Raw genomic sequence first — 16602 nt, forward strand, 5'->3', positions numbered from 1 at the left:
TGCTTCTAAGCGACGTGACTAGCGACTGCTGGGGAACGCAAACACGGTCCCCTCGCGCACGCCCGCACTGGGCCAGCGCTGGGTAATCGTCTTGCGCTTGGTATAGAAGCGCACCGCATCGGGGCCATAGGCGTGCAGGTCGCCGAACAGCGAGCGCTTCCAGCCCCCAAACGAGTGGTACGCCACAGGCACCGGCAGCGGCACGTTGACGCCCACCATGCCGACCAGAATGTTGTCGGTGAAGTAACGTGCGGCCTCGCCGTCGCGGGTGAAGATGCAGGTGCCGTTGCCGTATTCGTGGGCGTCGATCATGTCCATGGCTTCTTGCAAGGTCTTCACGCGCACCACACCCAGCACGGGGCCGAAGATTTCTTCCTGGTAGATCACCATGCCGGGTTTGACGTGGTCAAACAGGCAGGGGCCCAGGAAATAACCGTCTTCATGACCACTGACGCTGACGCCACGGCCGTCCACTACCAGCGTGGCGCCTTCCTTCACGCCCTGGTCTACGTATCCCTTGACCTTCTCGAAGTGTGGCTTGGTGACCAAGGGGCCCATGTCGCTCTTGGCGTCGGTACCGGGGCCGACGTGCATCTTGGCAATCTCGACTTTCAGCGCGGCCACAACCGCGTCGGCGGTGGCATCACCCACGGCCACGACAAGTGGGATGGCCATGCAACGCTCGCCACACGAACCATAGGCCGCGCCCATCAGCGCATTCACTGCATTGGCGATGTCGGCATCGGGCATCACCACCGCGTGGTTCTTGGCGCCGCCCAGGGCTTGAACACGTTTGCCGTGTTTGCAGCCTTCGGCATAGATGTATTCGGCAATCGGTGTGGAGCCGACGAAGCTGACGGCCTTGATACGCGGGTCGGTCAGCAGCGTGTCCACCGCTTCCTTGTCGCCGTTGACGACATTCAGCACGCCGGGTGGCAAGCCGGCTTCCAGCGCCAGCTCGGCAATGCGCAGCGTGGAACTGGGGTCGCGCTCGGACGGCTTCAAGACAAAGGTGTTGCCGCAGGCCACGGCCATAGGCCACATCCACAGCGGCACCATGGCCGGGAAGTTAAACGGGGTGATGCCTGCTGCCACGCCCAGGGGCTGGAACTCGCTCCACGAATCGATGGCGGGGCCGACGTTTTTGCTGTGTTCACCCTTGAGCAGCTCGGGCGCGTAACTGGCGTATTCGACGTTCTCGATGCCGCGTTGCAGTTCCCCAGCGGCGTCGCTCAGCACCTTGCCGTGTTCGGCGGTGATCAGCGCGCACAACTCTTCGGAATGCTTTTCCAGCAGCACTTTGAGATTGCCCATGACGCGCGCGCGCTTCAGCGGCGGCGTGTTGCGCCAGGCCGGGAATGCGGCTTGCGCGGAAGCGATGGCCTGTTCCACGGTGGTCTTGTCGGCCAGCAGCAAACGCTTTTCGGCGCGGCCGGTGGCGGGGTTGTAGACGCTTTGTGAACGTGCACCGGCGTTGCCGTCGGTCAGCTTGCCGTCGATCAGATGGCCGATGGTGGGGAGTTGGGACATGGTGTTTCCAGAGTGTCTATATGAAGAAATTGGCTATAGCCCCCGAATTGATTGACTTTTACGCTATCAATACAGGAGCATTTAATATCAGGCTGTTGCGTTCAGTGCCTCACCCAGTGCGTTAACCAGGCTGTCGATTTCGGCCTTCTCGACGATGAAGGGCGGGGCCAGCTGGATGGTGTCGCCACCGTAACGGACGTAAAAACCTTTGTCCAGGCAGCGCATGGCAATCTCGTAGGGCCGCTTGGCGGGCTCGCCCGGCAGCGCAGCGATGGTGATACCCGCAGCCAGCCCGTAGTTGCGGATGTCGGCTACGTGTTTGGCGCCCTTCAAGCTGTGCACGGCCTGCTCGAAGTACGGGGCCAATGCCGCGACGCGTTCCACCATGTTTTCCTTGACCAGCACATCCAGCGCCGCAATGCCGGCCGCGCAGGCCACGGGGTGGGCGGAGTAGGTGTAGCCGTGCGGAAACTCCAGCATGTAGTCCGGGCCGCCCTGGGCCATGAAGGTGTCGTAGATGTCTTTCTTGGCCACCACGGCGCCCAGCGGCTGCGCGCCGTTGGTGATTTGTTTGGCCACGTTCATGATGTCGGGTGTGACGCCAAACGCCGCCGCACCGGTGTAGGCACCCATGCGGCCAAAGCCGGTGATGACTTCGTCAAATATCAGCAGGATGTTGTTGGCCGTGCAGATCTCACGCAGGCGCTGCAGGTAGCCTACCGGCGGGATAACGACACCGGCCGAGCCGGACATGGGTTCGACGATGACGGCGGCGATATTGGAGGCGTCGTGCAGCGCGATCAGCTTCAGCAGCTCATCAGCCAACTCGGCTCCGGTGGGTGGCATGCCTTTGTAGAACGAGCCCATCGCTGGCTGGGTGTGGGGCAGGTGGTCCGCCTCGATGCCCTGGCCAAAGGTCTTGCGGTTGCCGACGATGCCGCCCACCGAGATGCCGCCGAAATTGACACCGTGGTAACCCTTTTCGCGGCCGATCAGGCGCGTCTTGGTGCCCATGCCCTTGGCTCGCCAGTAGGCACGGGCCATCTTTAAGGATGTGTCGGCGGACTCGGAGCCGGAGCCGGTGAAGAACACATGGTCCAGCCCTTCGGGCGTTAGTTCACGAATTTTGTTGGCCAGCTCGAAGGACAGCGGATGGCCGAACTGGAAGGCAGGCGAATAGTCCAGCGTGCCGATCTGGCGGCTGACGGCTTCGGTAATCTCGGCCCGGCCGTGGCCTAACCCGCAGCACCACAGGCCCGACAAACCGTCCAGGATCTTGCGACCGTTGCTGTCGGTGTAATACGCGCCCTGGGCGCTGACCATCATGCGGGGGTTGGCCTTGAAGTTGCGGTTGCCGGTGTAGGGCATCCAGTGCGCTTCCATCCAGGCCGCGTCGCCGGGGAAGGCGCTGGTGGTGGTTACGGCGGTGGAGGGCGTGGTGTCGTTGAGCTTCATGGCGGAGGGTCTTTCTGCTGTGGGCAATGGACCATTGTGGTGCGCTCTGTTACTCTTATAAAGTAACAATTATCACTATTTGGTTCGCAATTTATGCAAATAACTAGTGCGCCCACGCTCCCCCACTCCGTGTGGGTCGCTGCCCCCCGCGGGAGCGCAATTCATCTTGGGGCGGCCCGGGGATGAATATCAAAAAGAAGGCCGTGCTAGGCCAAATCAGCGACATGGATCTGCGCCTGCTGCGCGTGTTTCGCGCAGTGGTCGATTGCGGCGGCATGGCGGCAGCAGAGCTGGAGCTGAACATTGGCACGTCCACTGTCAGCCGCCACATCAAGGACCTGGAAACCCGGCTGGGCCTGACCCTGTGCCGCCGCGGCAGGGCCGGTTTTGCGCTGACGCCCGAGGGGCAAAAAATCTACGACCAGACCACGGCCCTGCTGGCAGCGACCGACGCCTTTCGCAGTGGGGTGGACGAAATCCACGAACGTATGGGTGGCCAGTTACACGTGGCCATGTTCGACAAAACCGCCAGCAACCCCCAAGCCCATATTGCCGAGGCTATTGCACGGTTCACCGAACAGGCGCCCGATGTGGCGCTGAACCTGCACGTGGCCACGCTGACGGCCATCGAGCGCGGCGTGTTGGACGGGCAGTACCAGATCGGTATCATCCCTGGCCACCGCAGCTCCGACACGCTGGAATACACGCTGCTGTTTGACGAGGTGATGCTGCTGTACTGCGGCAGCGCGCATCCGCTGTTTGCGGCGAAAAAGCAGCCGCTGGATTGGGACAGTCTGCGCGCCCACCAGTTTGCCGGTCTGGGCTACCACTCACCCAACATGGAGATCAGCCAACAGGTGCGGCTGGCGCGCAAGGCGACGGGCTTTGACCAGGAGGCCATCGCCACCTTGATTCTGTCGGGGAAGTTTTTGGGCTTTTTGCCCGACCACTACGCGGAGAGTTTTGTGCGCGGCGGCCAGATGCGTGCGATTGATCCGGCAGTGTTCAGATACGACTGCCAGTTTTTTGCGATTACGCGGAGGTCACCGCAGATTGCCAGGGCAACGCGGGCGTTACAGGAGTGCCTGGAACAGGCACATGCACTGGATTAGCCCCCGAGGGGGCCGCGCGACTTTAACGGTGGCGCTTGCCAGGGTTCTTCTTGCTGCGGGTCGCGACGCCGCGCTCCAGGCTGATGCGCTGGCCACGGCCGCCGGTGGGCAGCGTGAAGCCTGGCAGGGTTGCGGGACGGGGAGTGGCTTTACGGTCTGCTTCGGTGACGATTTTGTTGCCCATTTTTACGGTCCTGACTAAGTTTGCAAAGGCAGTATTAGGCCATAAGTTGGCATCGGGGGCCAATAACGCGCCCTTCCACCGTCCGCTGCGCATGCCAAATCCCCACGTCTGACGCCCTTCAAAACATTAGTTAAACTAATGAGCAACAGGGCGCAAACGGCAAACGCGCCATTTTGATAGGCAAATGGCCACTGTTTTATTAGCTGGTTGGAAAATTTACTATGCGAACCTTTGACTCGGACGCGCTGGAGTGCCTGGCTGCCATTGTGGAAGAAGGCGGCTTTGAACGCGCGGCGTTGCGCCTCTCGGTCACCCAATCGGCCGTGTCCCAGCGCCTGCGCGCACTGGAGGCCCAAGTGGGCACCGTGCTGCTGGTGCGCAGCCGCCCCATCAAGCCCACATCGGCCGGGCGCCTGCTGATCAAACATGCCATGCAGATGCGCCTGCTGCGCGCCGACCTTGAAACCGACCTGCAAGACCTGACACCCGGCACCGGCGCCCTGCGTGAAGAAGACCGCATCTCGATTGCCATCAATGCCGACAGCATTGCCACCTGGGCCTTGCCTGCCCTGGGCGAGATGGTCGCCGAAGGCCTGCCCCTGGAGATCATCACCGACGACCAGGACTTCACCCACGAATGGCTGCGCGAGGGCCAGGTATTGGGTTGTGTCACCACCCTGAAGCAGGCGCTGCGCGGGTGCAAGGTGCTGCCGCTGGGCGTCATGCATTACGTGGCGGTTGCCAGCCCGGCCTATGCGAACGCCCACTGTCCACAAGGCCTGACCCCGCATAACTTCCGGTCCCTTGCCTTTGTTGCCTTCAACCGCAAGGACGATCTGCAGACCGAATTCGTCAGTCGGGCCTGCGGGCTGCGCCGCGTGGCGCTCAGCCAGCGGTTTGTGCCCAGCGTGGAGGGCCAGGTGCAGGCCACCCTGGCGGGCTGGGGGGCCTGTGTATTGCCGGAGCTCAAGGTGGCCCACCTGCTGGCCAGCGGAGAGCTGGTCAATCTGGCACCCAAGGTGACGCTGCCCATCAACCTGTACTGGCACTGCTGGAACCTGGATTCGGTCGTCATCGACCGGTTGACGGCGGCCTTGTCCAGCGCCGCGGCGGTTGCATTGAAAACGCAGCGGTCATAAATTAGCCTCTTGCTGTATTTTTAGACGGGTGTGGCTAAAATGTAGGCATGCAATCCCGATCTGACGTCAAAGTGTCCTTCAAAGCCCAGATGCTGCAAGCGCGTGAAGACGCGATCATGCGGGTCGTCAACCAATTGCTGGCCGAAAAAGGCTTTGATGCCATGACGGTGGACGAAGTGGCCGCCAACGTGGGCATCGCCAAAGCCAGCCTTTACAAACACTTCCCCAGCAAGGAAGACCTGGCCGCTGCGGCCATGGTCCGTGTCATGCGCCGTGCCCAGGCCTTTCTGGAGGGCCTGGCGCCAGACGCTCCGGCATTGGAACAGTTACGCACCGTGGTTCGCTGGACCATGGAACTCAAGCTGGCGGGCGAGATGCCCTCGTTGCCCAGCCAGAACTCTAGCCTGCGTGCCACGCTGATGGCCAACAAAGACTATATGGATGGTTTGATCGAGGTCAGCGACCGTCTGGGCGCCTGGATCGAAGCGGCACAAGCCCAGGGCGCGATCAACACCCAGCTACCCGCCATTGCCGTGCTCTACACGCTGTACGCCCGAGCCTGTGACCCGGTGCTGGAGTTTTTGAAGATGGGCGGCCAGCACAGCGACGCAGAAATCGTCGACCTGGTGATGTCCACCTGTTTTGACGGCCTGAACGCCCGCTAGCCTGTGGCTTAGCGCACCATCAGCACGGGCACCTTGCAGTGTGCCAGTACCTGGGTCGCCACCGAGCCCATGACCAGATTGGCCCAGGCGCCGTGGCCATGTGAGCCCATCACCACCAGGTCAAACTTACCGTCTTCTGCCAACTTGGCAATCAATGCGCCGGCCTGGCCCACCTTCCAGCTGCCCTTGGCATTGATACCGTGGCGCAGCAGAAATTTGCTCACCGGGGCGATCACTTTTTCACTTTCATCGGCGTAGTAGCTCTCCACCACCTCTTTGCCGACGACTGAGCGTGCCCGCGAGGGCAGTGCAGCCTGGGCAGTAAACACTGTGTAGTCGTTGCTGGGGGAAAACATGCCATCGTGGGTAGCAAGGTAGGCCAGCATTTTTTTGCTGTACGGGCTGCCGTCTACGGCCAGAAGAATTTTCATGGGGTACTCCTTGGATATGGCGCAGTGTAGCCATGCCACCGACACTCCGTTTGATATGTGTCAACTGGGCTGGGGCAATTACCACCCCGCCTGCGCCACCGCTTGGTATGCTGCCGCTGACCATACCCACCGGAGAGCACACCATGCACCTGCCTTTGCGTCTGAACCGCCCACTGGCGACACTGGTTTGCCTGCTGGCGCTGTGGAGCGTGGGTGCCAGCCTAGCTGCGGCGGCGCAGGCACAGACCTCTGGCGCACCTGCGCTGATGCTGGCCAAGGTTTACCACCCCGGCATCGATCTGGCCGACTACTGGGTCAGCGAAAAATACGATGGCATCCGCGGCTACTGGGATGGACAACAATTGTTCACCCGGGGCGGAGAACGTGTCCAGGCACCGGCCTGGTTCACGGAAGGCTGGCCCGCCGTACCACTGGACGGCGAGTTATGGGCGGGCCGCGGCCAGTTTGCCCGGGCCAGCGCTACCGCACGCCAGCAGGTTCCGAACGATGTCGCCTGGCGCGGCATGCGATTCATGGTGTTTGATATGCCGGCACACGGCGGCACGTTCACCGAACGCATCACGGCCCTCCAGGCCACGGTGGCACACATCGCACAACCCTGGGTGGTGGCGGTAGCACAAACGCGGGCCACAAGCCACACGGCCTTGCAGGCGCAGATGCGCCGTGTGGTGAAGGCCGGTGGTGAGGGTCTGATGCTGCACCGCGGCGCGTCCCTGTACAGCGCCACCCGCAATGGCGATTTGTTGAAGGTCAAACCCCATGAGGACGCCGAGGCCCGCGTGATCGGTCACCAGACGGGCCAGGGCAAATACACGGGCATGCTGGGCGCCCTGCTGGTTGAGACGGTAGCCAGCGGGAATGCCGCCGCGCCCGGCGTGCGTTTCAAGATTGGCACCGGCCTGACAGATGCACAGCGCCGCGATCCACCGCCCGTGGGCAGTGTGGTGACCTACCGTTACCGGGGTTTGACCGACGCGGGTGTGCCGCGTTTCGCCAGTTTTGTGCGATCACTATCAAAAGGATAGCATTACACGCAGCGCCAACGCGGGCTAGAGGCCGATCTTTATCAACTGCCTAGGCTGGAAGCTGACCTGCTCATTCTTGCGCGCATACCCCAGCGGGTTGGCGACCACACGACAACCGCGGTGCACATAGTCGCTGGGTGCATGCAGGTGGCCGTGCAGCCACAACTGCGCATGGGGCAGCAAATCATCCAGCGCGTTGCAAAAACCGGCGGTGCCAGCCGTCAGGCCGTAACGCGGGTCCGCGCTCATCAGGCTGGGTGCGAAGTGGGTGATAACGACGGTGGGGCCGTCGAAGGGCTGATCGAGCGCCGTGCGCAGCCAGTCCTGGCAGACCAGAGCCTGTTCGCGCAAACCATCCGCCAGCCAGGGCTCGCCCCGCCGGGTTGTCAGGGTTTTGCGCAGGTAATAGTTGGCGGCCCGAAAGGCTTTGTCGCGTGCCTTGAGCAACTGTGCCAACGGGTTGACCTGTGCACCGTGTTTGGCAGCGGGCGGCGGCGGCGTGGTGGGGCCCAACGCGTCAAAGTCAGACCACAGGGTGGTACCCACCAAACGCACGCCCTCCACCACCAGCGTCTCGCGCTCCAGCCAGACCAAGCCCAGGCGCGCACAGGTCTCCCGCAGCCGGGCATGGGCCACGTCGAAGTCCATGCCATCGTATTCGTGGTTGCCCGGCACAAAAATCACCGGCGTGGGCCAACCGTTGTGCGGTGAAAACTGCCCCAAGCCAAAGTCGCTGTCCCCCAGTTGTGAACCGCTCTGGTAAGAGCCAATATCACCGGCCAGCACCAGCAGATCCGCGCCGGGTGTGGGTTCGGCCTTCCAGTGTGGATGGGCCTCCAGGTGCAGATCGGATAGCAGTTGGATGTTCATGCGGTCAAAACGCCTTGGCCGCCAGGTTGGCGATCTGGTCACGCAACCAGGCGTGGGAGCGGTCGGCGTCTTTGCGCAAATGCCATAAGGCATCCACCTGGATCGGTGGTACCAGGAACGGCAACTCACGCAGCACCAGGTCCTGGGCGAAGCCGGTCACGCCGACAAAGTGGCGTGGCAACACCGTCAACACATCGGACTGCGCCACCACCTTGCCCGCGGTGAAAAACTGGTTCACCGTCAGCACCACATGGCGGCGCTGGTCCAGGGCGGCCAGCGCTTCGTCGATAAATCCATAGGGCCGGCCCGAAAAGCTGACCAGCATGTGTCGGGCTTCGCAGAAGCGCTGCAGCGTGAGCGGCTCGCGCGCCAGCGGGTGGCCCTTGCGCATCACACACACATAGTCACCCGAAAACAGGCGGTGGTGCAGAAAGCCCGCGCTGTCTCCCGCCTGGGCTCGTGCCGTCAAGTCGGCCAATACGGCCGGAAAGTGTCCCACCGCCAGGTCGGCATGGCCATCCTCCAGCAGTTGCCGCGGGTCGCGGGTGGTCAAGGGCACCACCCGCAGGGACACATGGGGCGCCTGGGCCGTGATGATGCCCAGCAGGCCCGGCATCATTTCGGCGGCTGTGGCGTCGGCCATGGTTAAAACAAAAGTCGACGTGGCGCTGGCCGGATCGAACCCCGGAGGCGCCAGCGAGGCCTGCAGTTGCTGCAGGCAGCCCCGCACGGCAGGCCACAGGGTCTCGGCCCGCGGCGTGGGCTCCAGCGTGCGGCCCTTTCGCACCAGCAGCTCGTCGCCCAAGGCCTCCCGCAGGCGGCGCAGCGCATTGCTCACTGCGGGCTGGGTCAGGGCCAGTTGTTCGGCGGCGCGGGTCAGGCTGCGCTCGGACATGACCATGTCAAACACCTTGAGCAGGTTCAGGTCCAGGTTTCGCAGTGAGACGTCGCGCATGGCGTCAATCATAACTATTGTGAATACCAAACATCACCAACATAAAGTAGACCGATACTAGTGTTAACCCTTAGTATTCAGGCCATGTTAGTTCAAGACCCCTCTTTCGATTCGCCTTCCGTCAACTCTGCAAAGGAATTTGCCATGACACAGCTCGCACACGCCACTTCTACACCCGCTGCGCTTATCCGTAAGCCTGCGCAGGCTGTAATGCCCAGCGCACCCGCCATAGAAACCGAAGAAAAAGCCCGTCCATTGGCCGGTATGTTGCTCGCTGCCGGCATGGCCGCCTTGTTGGTCACAGCAGACCAGGTTATCGACAGCTGGACCGACGGCCACATGCTCGCCGCCTGGGTTGCCTTGTGGACTGTCACCTTTGCCGCGCTGGCCATCCTGGCTACACCTCTGCGCAAGATGTCCAACACCGGCGCAGCGTGGCTGAATGCCTACCTGCAAGCCAGCAAGGAACGCCGTGAAGAAGCCCAGATGTGGGAACTGGCCCGCCACGACCACCGTGTGATGGCCGAGATCCGCATGGCCTCGATTCGCCAGACACAGGGCTAATCACCTCCCCTCGCTGATCCGTCAGCGCACAAAAAGAAAGCCACCCGCGGGTGGCTTTTTGCATGGGGCTTGCGCCCCACGGGTTGACGCTAGACAGCCAGCTTGGCTTCCAGGCGGGCCTTGGTGTCGACCAGGGCCTGTGGCAGGTGGTACGCCAACTGCGTGAACAGCTCGCTGTGCAGTGCGAACTCGTCTTTCCAAGCCGCTTTGTCCAGGCTGGTCACCGACGCAAACTGGGCGGGCGTGAAATCCAGGCCTGTCCAGGTGATTTCGGAATAAGCAGGGCTGACGCCAAAGCCGTTTTCGGTGCCGGGGGTTGTGCCTTCGATGCGGTCAATCATCCACTTCAGCACGCGCATGTTTTCGCCATAACCGGGCCAGACGAACTTGCCGTCGTCACCCTTGCGGAACCAGTTCACGGCGTACATCTTGGGCAGCTTGGCACCGCTTTGGGCCAGCTTGTCGCCCATATTGAGCCAGTGCTGGAAGTAGTCGCTCATGTTGTAGCCCATGAAGGGCAGCATCGCAAACGGGTCACGGCGCACGATGCCAGCCTGGCCGGTGGCGGCGGCTGTGGTCTCGGAACCCATGGTCGCGGCCATGTAGACGCCTTCGGTCCAGTTGCGCGCTTCAGTGATCAAGGGCACGGTGGTGGAGCGGCGACCGCCGAACATGAAGGCGTCGATGGGCACGCCGTTGGCGTCGTCCCACTGGGCGTCCAGTGCGGGGTTGTTGGTGGCAGCCACGGTGAAGCGGGCATTGGGGTGGGCGGCCTTGGCGCCGGTTTCTTTGGCAATGGCAGGAGTCCAGTCCTTGCCTTGCCAGTCGATCAAGTGAGCGGGCATGTTGCCAGCGTCCTTCTCCATGCCTTCCCACCAGACGTCGCCGTCATCGGTCAGCGCCACATTGGTGAAGATCACGTTCTTGTCCAGGCTAGCCATGCAGTTGGGGTTGGTCAGCGTATTGGTGCCGGGGGCCACGCCAAAGTAACCGGCTTCAGGGTTGATGGCGTACAGCTTGCCATCGGAATGTGGCTTGAGCCAGGCAATGTCGTCACCGATGGTGGTGACCTTCCAGCCTTCGAAGCCTTCGGGCGGCACCAGCATCGAGAAGTTGGTCTTGCCGCAGGCACTGGGGAAGGCCGCTGCCACGTGGTATTTCTTGCCCTGGGGGTTGGTCACGCCCAGGATCAGCATGTGTTCTGCCAGCCAGCCCTGGTCGCGGCCCATGGTGGAGGCGATGCGCAGCGCAAAGCACTTCTTGCCCAACAAGGCATTGCCACCGTAACCGGATCCATAGGACCAGATTTCGCGGGCCTCGGGGTAGTGGACGATGTACTTGGTCTTGTTGCAAGGCCACTTCACGTCGGCCTGGCCGGGTTCCAGCGGGGCGCCGGTGGTGTGCATGCAGGGGACAAAATCGCCATCCACACCCAGCACGTCGTACACGGCCTTGCCCATGCGGGTCATGATCTTCTGGTTCACGGCCACATAGGGGCTGTCGGTCAGTTCAATGCCGATGTGGGCGATGTGCGAACCCAAAGGGCCCATGGAGAACGGCACCACATACATGGTGCGGCCGCGCATGCAGCCGTCAAACAGCGCCTTTTCGCCGTCCTTGCCGGTTTCCAGCAGGGCACGCATCTCGGCTGGGGCCATCCAGTTGTTGGTGGGGCCGGCGTTTTCTTTTTGTGCGCTGCAGATGTAGGTGCGGTCTTCGACACGGGCCACGTCGGTGGGGTCGGAGCAGGCCAGGAAACTGTTGGGGCGTTTGGCGGGGTTGAGCTTTTTGAAGGTACCGGCGTCGACCAGTTGCTGGCACAGGCGTTGGTATTCTTCTTCGGAGCCGTCACACCAGTAAATGGCGTCGGGCTTGGTCAGTGCGGCCATGTCGGCCACCCAAGCGATCAGCTTGGGGTTTTTGACGTAACTGGGCGTGTTCAGTTTCAGGCCCTGCATCATGGGTGCGTTCATACGGTAGCTCCTAGTTTGAAAATCGTCTTTTCAAAATAAAGGCCGCCCTTTGACTTTGAGAAAACGTTTTGCAGAAACACGTGGATACAACCGTCCCCCGGTCTCGCGCAGACTGCAGGGGCGGGTACAGCATTTTAAGAACTGGTACCGCGGTTACATGTGGGTTACCTGCAACATTCATGCAAAGCTTGCATGAGGTTATGCATGGATTCTGGCGGGCGGCGCTTGTCAAACGCGCATGGCTATGCCGCGCGGGCATGCGCAGTAACAAACCAAGGACGGGGAGAAAAAGTGGTGTGGTGGGTGCACCGCGGGCAGGGCCGCGGGCTATTCACACCGTATTGTCAGGCGCTGAGGCGGCCTTACGCCATGTACACGGCGATAAACGCCAACAGGAAAATCAGCACACCACCCACGACGGGCAAGACAACGGGAATCAGGGGAACGATGGCTTCGACAGCATCGACTGGGTGGTCGGGTGTGTGAGCAGGCGTGGGTGCAGACATGGGGTATTCCTTGTAGGCGTCAATCAATAAGAACTGCGGCGATTTTACCTACAGGCGGGGTTCAACCCAGTTGGGCGTCAAAACCGGCCTGCCGCAGCACGGTCAACACCTCCTGCACATGGGCGTGGCCACGGGTCTGGACCACCAGTTCCACCTCAGCATTCTGGGCCGACAGCGTGGTGAACGCCCGCTGGTGGTGTACCTCTTCAATATTGGCCCCGGCCTCGGCCACTGTGGCGGTGATACGTGCCAGCGAACCCGGCACATCCCGCGCGCCGACGCGAATCCGCGCCAGCCGCCCGGCGCGCACCATGCCGCGCTCGATGATGGCGGCCAGCAGCAGCGGATCGATATTGCCGCCACACAGCACCAGGCCCACGCGTTTGCCCTTGAAACGCTCGGGGTACTTCAGCAAGGCAGCCAGCCCGACGGCACCAGCGCCTTCGACCAAGGTCTTTTCGACCTCCAGCAACATGACCAGGGCCTGTTCGATATCACCCTCGTCGACCAAGAGCAAATCGTCCACCCGCGCGCGGATGACATCCATGGGAATGCGCCCTGGTGTGCCCACCGCAATACCTTCGGCAATGGTGCTGGTGCCCTGGGGGTGCTGCGTGCCCTGGATGGCGTTGAACATGGCCGGGAAACGCACGGTCTGCACGCCCACCACTTCCATGGTCGGCTTCAATGCCTTGGCCACTGTGGCCATGCCAGAGATCAGCCCACCGCCGCCAATGGCGATGATGAGGGTGTCCAGATCGGGCACGTCTTCCAGCATCTCCAGTGCCACGGTGCCCTGGCCGGCAATGATGGCATCGTCGTCATAGGGGTGCACAAACGTCAGTTGCCGTTGCTCAGCCAACGCGTAGGCATGGCTGCGGGATTCTTCCAGCGTATCGCCATGCAGAATGACCTCGGCTCCAAAACCCCGCGTGCGCTCGACCTTGACGCCCGGTGTGAAGCGCGGCATCACGATGACGGCGTGCAGGCCCAGGCGTTGCGCGTGGTACGCAACACCCTGGGCATGGTTACCCGCGCTCATGGCAATGACGCCGCGCGCTGACTGCTCCGGCGTCAGCTGGGCCAGCTTGTTGCAGGCGCCGCGTTCTTTAAAAGAGGCCGTGAACTGCAGGTTCTCAAACTTGAGAAACACCTGCGCGCCGGTGATGTCGGACAGGGTTTGCGACGCGACGCAGGGTGTGCGCAGCAGGTGGCCTTGCAGCCGTTGTTCGGCCGCCTGGATGTCTTGGTATTCAATCATCCCGCCATTGTGCAATTATTTTCCGGTCCGTAAATCTTGTCCCCAAGACTTCCATCTTGCGCCAGTCTGCTGTATGGTGGCCCCGTAAACAACTGTGCTGGAGGCATTTGATGGCCAAGCGTTTGTTGTCCCAGCCCCTGGGCGGGCATCTGATCCCTTCACCGGGCCTTTTAGAGGCGCCGGTTTTGGATTTGATGTGCTCGCATTTTGTACTCACCCTGGCCACACGCCAGGGCGCGGGCCTCAACGTGCGCCGCGACTTCAATGGCATCGTGGGCCTGGCTGGCCGTCACCTGGTGTGGCCGGTATCGGTGCTGTCACGGTTGCGTGAATTCCTCGCCCGGCGCTGTGTCAGCAACGAGTTGTGGCGCGGCCACGAAGCCTTGGACGCCACCGAGTTCCTGGCCCGCCACGGCGCCTGGCGCGGCCCGTATGACGAGGCCACGCTGTACTTCTTTCTGGACGAATACGCCAAGGACCAGCCCAAGGACCTGATCTCGGTGTTGACCGTGACCGGGGAATGGTTGCGCAATTCTTTAAAGCGCCAGTCCACGCTGGTCGAGAAAAACATCAACGCCCTGGCCGGCCTGCTGCAACTGAACAAGGCCGAACGTGCGCTGCTGCTGTACGGCACGCTGGCACGTTACCAGCGTGACATGCGCAGCATCCTGGTCGAGTTCAAGGTCAACAACGCACCCGAGGCCTACGCAGCCATTGCCGAAGTGGCCGGCGTCAACCCCGACCAAGTGGCCGAAGCCTTGCGTGCGGGCTCCCGGCTGGAACGTATTGGCCTGGTCGAAAACCTGATTTCCGAACACAACATCACCGACCTGGCCGACCTGATGAAGGTCAGCGAAAAGCTGCCGCCGGTGCTGATGCGCCCCTACCGCGACCAGGCCGAGCTGATGGCCGTATTCACGCGCCTGTCGACCAAAAGCGCGCTGGGGCTGGACGACTTTGCCTTTGTCGCCGACGACGCCCAGGTGTTGTGCAACCTGCTGGCCAATGCCGTGGCCCGGCAGGAGGTCGGCATCAATGTGCTGCTGTACGGCCCACCCGGTACCGGCAAAACCGAACTGGCCAAGGTGGTAGCCCAATCGGCCGGCCTGGAACTGTTCGAAGTGGAATACGCTGACCGCGACGGCAACTCACTGAGCGGTCGCGACCGTTACCGCTCGCTGCAAATCGCCCAGGTGTTTCTGAAAGGCAGCTCCCAGGCCGCCCTGCTGTTTGACGAGGTGGAAGACGTGTTCCCCCCCATTTCCAGCGAGGCCGCCCAGTGGATGGCCAGGGCCGACGCCACCGCCGCGCCGCCCAATGGCAGCGTCAGCGGCAAGGCCTGGGTCAACCAGGTGCTGGAATCCAACGTGGTGCCCACCATCTGGGTGACCAACCGCATCGAGCAGATCGACCCGGCCTTCCGGCGCCGTTTTGCTTACCACCTGGAGCTGAAATCACCGCCGCCCGGCGCCCGCGAAGAACTGGTGCGCAAGACGCTGACGGGCGTTGCGGTGTCGGACGCATTTGTAGGCCGCCTGGCCAAGCGCAAAGGCCTGACCCCGGCACAGATCCGGACGGCAGTGCGTTTTGCCGGACTGGCGAGTGCGGAAACACGCGCCACTAACAGCGCGCAAACCGCACTGGAAGCCCTGATTGAGCGGCAACTCAAAAACGCCGACCAGGCCCTGGGCAACCGCGCCGTGGATGGCGCGCGCCTGCTGGCGGCCAGCCACTATGACCCGGCCCTGCTGAACGTGGAAAGCCGGTTTGAGATACCCCGCATGGTGCAGGCCCTGCAGGCCCGCGGCCATGGCACCCTGTGTTTTTACGGCCCCCCGGGCACCGGCAAGACGGCGCTGGCCGAACACATTGCCACGACGCTGGCCCAGCCCCTGCATGTGCGCCAAGCCAGTGACCTGATGGGCAAGTATGTGGGGGAGACCGAGCAAAACATGGCCGCCATGTTCCGCGAGGCTGAGACCGAAAACGCCATCCTGCTACTGGACGAGGCCGACAGTTTTTTGCAGGACCGCCGGGGCGCCCAGCGCAGCTATGAAGTGTCCGAGGTGAATGAAATGCTGCAGGGCATGGAGCGTTTTCACGGCATATTCATCTGTACGACCAATCTGATGGACCGCATAGACCAGGCCGCTTTGCGCCGGTTTACCTTCAAGATCCAGTTCAAACCACTGACCCGGGTCCAGCGGCTGGCCTTGTTTGTGACCGAGGCCTGCGCCGGGGACGCGGACCGGCTGGACCGGGACCTGGAGAAGCGGCTGGCGGCGCTGGACCAGCTCTGTGTAGGCGACTTTTCAGCCGTCAAGCGCCAGAACGCCATCCTGGACGCCCATCTGGAACCCGCCGAGTTTCTGGAGCAGCTGGAGGCCGAACACCGCATCAAACCCGAGGTGCGCGAGACCCGTGGAATAGGGTTTGTGCACTAAATCCGCACGGTTTTCCCACAAAAAGTGCGGAGACCGTGTCAACCGGTTGTAGCCATCAACCGTCATATCTGCATGCGGATGCAATCAATCGCCGGCCCGTTGGAAGTGAAGCCAGGCGCCTTGAGCAGTATCCATTCTTCTTCATTTTGACGTGTTGATATGAACAAAGAGACGATCAAGGTTCCTGAAAAAGGCACTTACCAGTGGCAACTGTTTGACTACTGGTCCGACGAATTCCGCCATACGCATGCCGACCATTCCGCGTATATCGCCCTGAATTTCGCCGGTGTATTGGATGCCTGCCGCAACAAATTCCACTCTTTGATCCAGCACCACAGCCAGCACCTGTGTGATGCTAAGGGTGGCAAGCGCCACAGCCGCGCCATTGCCCGCTTGCAAAACACCATGTCCGGTGCGGCGATGTCTTACGAGACATGTTTCCGCCGTTCTGCGGCGTAAAAGGTGTT

Annotated in this window: 16 protein-coding genes; 7 read left to right on the plus strand and 9 right to left on the minus strand. The window is 62.0% G+C overall.

The window, feature by feature from the left end:
* Positions 1 to 18: 18 nt before the first annotated feature.
* Together HZ993_RS14140 and HZ993_RS14145 are read right to left on the minus strand one after the other, a co-directional pair.
* The gene (locus tag HZ993_RS14140) at positions 19 to 1530 is read right to left on the minus strand and encodes a CoA-acylating methylmalonate-semialdehyde dehydrogenase (protein WP_209393381.1); all 1512 of its coding nucleotides are present in this window, start codon (positions 1528 to 1530) and stop codon (positions 19 to 21) included.
* A gap of 87 nt (positions 1531 to 1617) precedes the next feature.
* Positions 1618 to 2985, minus strand: a complete 1368-nt coding sequence (locus HZ993_RS14145; protein ID WP_209393382.1) for an aspartate aminotransferase family protein — start codon at positions 2983 to 2985, stop codon at positions 1618 to 1620.
* A gap of 182 nt (positions 2986 to 3167) precedes the next feature.
* Here HZ993_RS14145 and HZ993_RS14150 point away from each other — a divergent pair, with 182 nt between their 5' ends.
* Positions 3168 to 4097, plus strand: a complete 930-nt coding sequence (locus tag HZ993_RS14150) for a LysR family transcriptional regulator (protein ID WP_209393383.1) — start codon at positions 3168 to 3170, stop codon at positions 4095 to 4097.
* A gap of 22 nt (positions 4098 to 4119) precedes the next feature.
* Here the strand turns inward: HZ993_RS14150 and HZ993_RS14155 are convergent, their stop codons facing one another.
* Positions 4120 to 4281, minus strand: coding sequence for a hypothetical protein (locus tag HZ993_RS14155; protein ID WP_209393384.1), 162 nt, complete (start codon positions 4279 to 4281; stop codon positions 4120 to 4122).
* Positions 4282 to 4502: 221 nt separating this feature from the next.
* Here HZ993_RS14155 and HZ993_RS14160 point away from each other — a divergent pair, with 221 nt between their 5' ends.
* On the plus strand, positions 4503 to 5420 hold the full coding sequence (locus HZ993_RS14160) for a LysR family transcriptional regulator ArgP (protein ID WP_209393385.1): 918 nt from the start codon (positions 4503 to 4505) through the stop codon (positions 5418 to 5420).
* A 47-nt stretch (positions 5421 to 5467) separates the two neighbouring features.
* Positions 5468 to 6085: a TetR/AcrR family transcriptional regulator gene (locus tag HZ993_RS14165; protein ID WP_245213628.1), complete on the plus strand. Its 618-nt coding sequence runs from the start codon at positions 5468 to 5470 to the stop codon at positions 6083 to 6085.
* Between the two features lie 8 nt (positions 6086 to 6093).
* Here HZ993_RS14165 and HZ993_RS14170 read toward each other — a convergent pair whose 3' ends face one another.
* Positions 6094 to 6516, minus strand: a complete 423-nt coding sequence (locus tag HZ993_RS14170; RefSeq protein ID WP_209393386.1) for a universal stress protein — start codon at positions 6514 to 6516, stop codon at positions 6094 to 6096.
* A 143-nt stretch (positions 6517 to 6659) separates the two neighbouring features.
* Between HZ993_RS14170 and HZ993_RS14175 the strand changes: the two genes are divergently transcribed.
* On the plus strand, positions 6660 to 7562 hold the full coding sequence (locus tag HZ993_RS14175; RefSeq protein ID WP_209393387.1) for a DNA ligase: 903 nt from the start codon (positions 6660 to 6662) through the stop codon (positions 7560 to 7562).
* A gap of 24 nt (positions 7563 to 7586) precedes the next feature.
* Here HZ993_RS14175 and HZ993_RS14180 read toward each other — a convergent pair whose 3' ends face one another.
* Positions 7587 to 8432: a metallophosphoesterase gene (locus HZ993_RS14180; protein WP_209393388.1), complete on the minus strand. Its 846-nt coding sequence runs from the start codon at positions 8430 to 8432 to the stop codon at positions 7587 to 7589.
* Between the two features lie 4 nt (positions 8433 to 8436).
* Positions 8437 to 9387 carry a LysR family transcriptional regulator gene (locus tag HZ993_RS14185; RefSeq protein ID WP_209393389.1) on the minus strand — a complete coding sequence of 317 codons (951 nt, stop codon included), beginning with the start codon at positions 9385 to 9387 and terminating at the stop codon, positions 8437 to 8439.
* Positions 9388 to 9531: 144 nt separating this feature from the next.
* Between HZ993_RS14185 and HZ993_RS14190 the strand changes: the two genes are divergently transcribed.
* The gene (locus tag HZ993_RS14190; RefSeq protein ID WP_209393390.1) at positions 9532 to 9951 is read left to right on the plus strand and encodes a hypothetical protein; all 420 of its coding nucleotides are present in this window, start codon (positions 9532 to 9534) and stop codon (positions 9949 to 9951) included.
* 89 nt (positions 9952 to 10040) lie between these two features.
* Here the strand turns inward: HZ993_RS14190 and HZ993_RS14195 are convergent, their stop codons facing one another.
* The 3 genes from HZ993_RS14195 to HZ993_RS14205 all read right to left on the minus strand — a co-directional run bounded on the left by HZ993_RS14195 (position 10041) and on the right by HZ993_RS14205 (position 13691).
* Positions 10041 to 11924, minus strand: a complete 1884-nt coding sequence (locus HZ993_RS14195) for a phosphoenolpyruvate carboxykinase (GTP) (RefSeq protein WP_209393391.1) — start codon at positions 11922 to 11924, stop codon at positions 10041 to 10043.
* 362 nt (positions 11925 to 12286) lie between these two features.
* Complete coding sequence (locus tag HZ993_RS14200; RefSeq protein WP_209393392.1) at positions 12287 to 12430, minus strand: hypothetical protein; 144 nt, start codon at positions 12428 to 12430, stop codon at positions 12287 to 12289.
* Positions 12431 to 12491: 61 nt separating this feature from the next.
* Positions 12492 to 13691 carry a threonine ammonia-lyase gene (locus tag HZ993_RS14205; protein ID WP_209393393.1) on the minus strand — a complete coding sequence of 400 codons (1200 nt, stop codon included), beginning with the start codon at positions 13689 to 13691 and terminating at the stop codon, positions 12492 to 12494.
* Positions 13692 to 13801: 110 nt separating this feature from the next.
* Between HZ993_RS14205 and HZ993_RS14210 the strand changes: the two genes are divergently transcribed.
* A complete protein-coding gene (locus HZ993_RS14210; RefSeq protein ID WP_209393394.1) occupies positions 13802 to 16135 on the plus strand; it encodes an ATP-binding protein in 2334 nt (777 codons plus the stop codon).
* A gap of 159 nt (positions 16136 to 16294) precedes the next feature.
* A complete protein-coding gene (locus HZ993_RS14215; protein WP_209393395.1) occupies positions 16295 to 16594 on the plus strand; it encodes a hypothetical protein in 300 nt (99 codons plus the stop codon).
* The last annotated feature ends 8 nt before the right edge of the window (positions 16595 to 16602 follow it).

The organism is Rhodoferax sp. AJA081-3, assembly GCF_017798165.1.
In the GTDB taxonomy this organism is placed as follows: Bacteria; Pseudomonadota; Gammaproteobacteria; order Burkholderiales; family Burkholderiaceae_C; genus Allorhodoferax.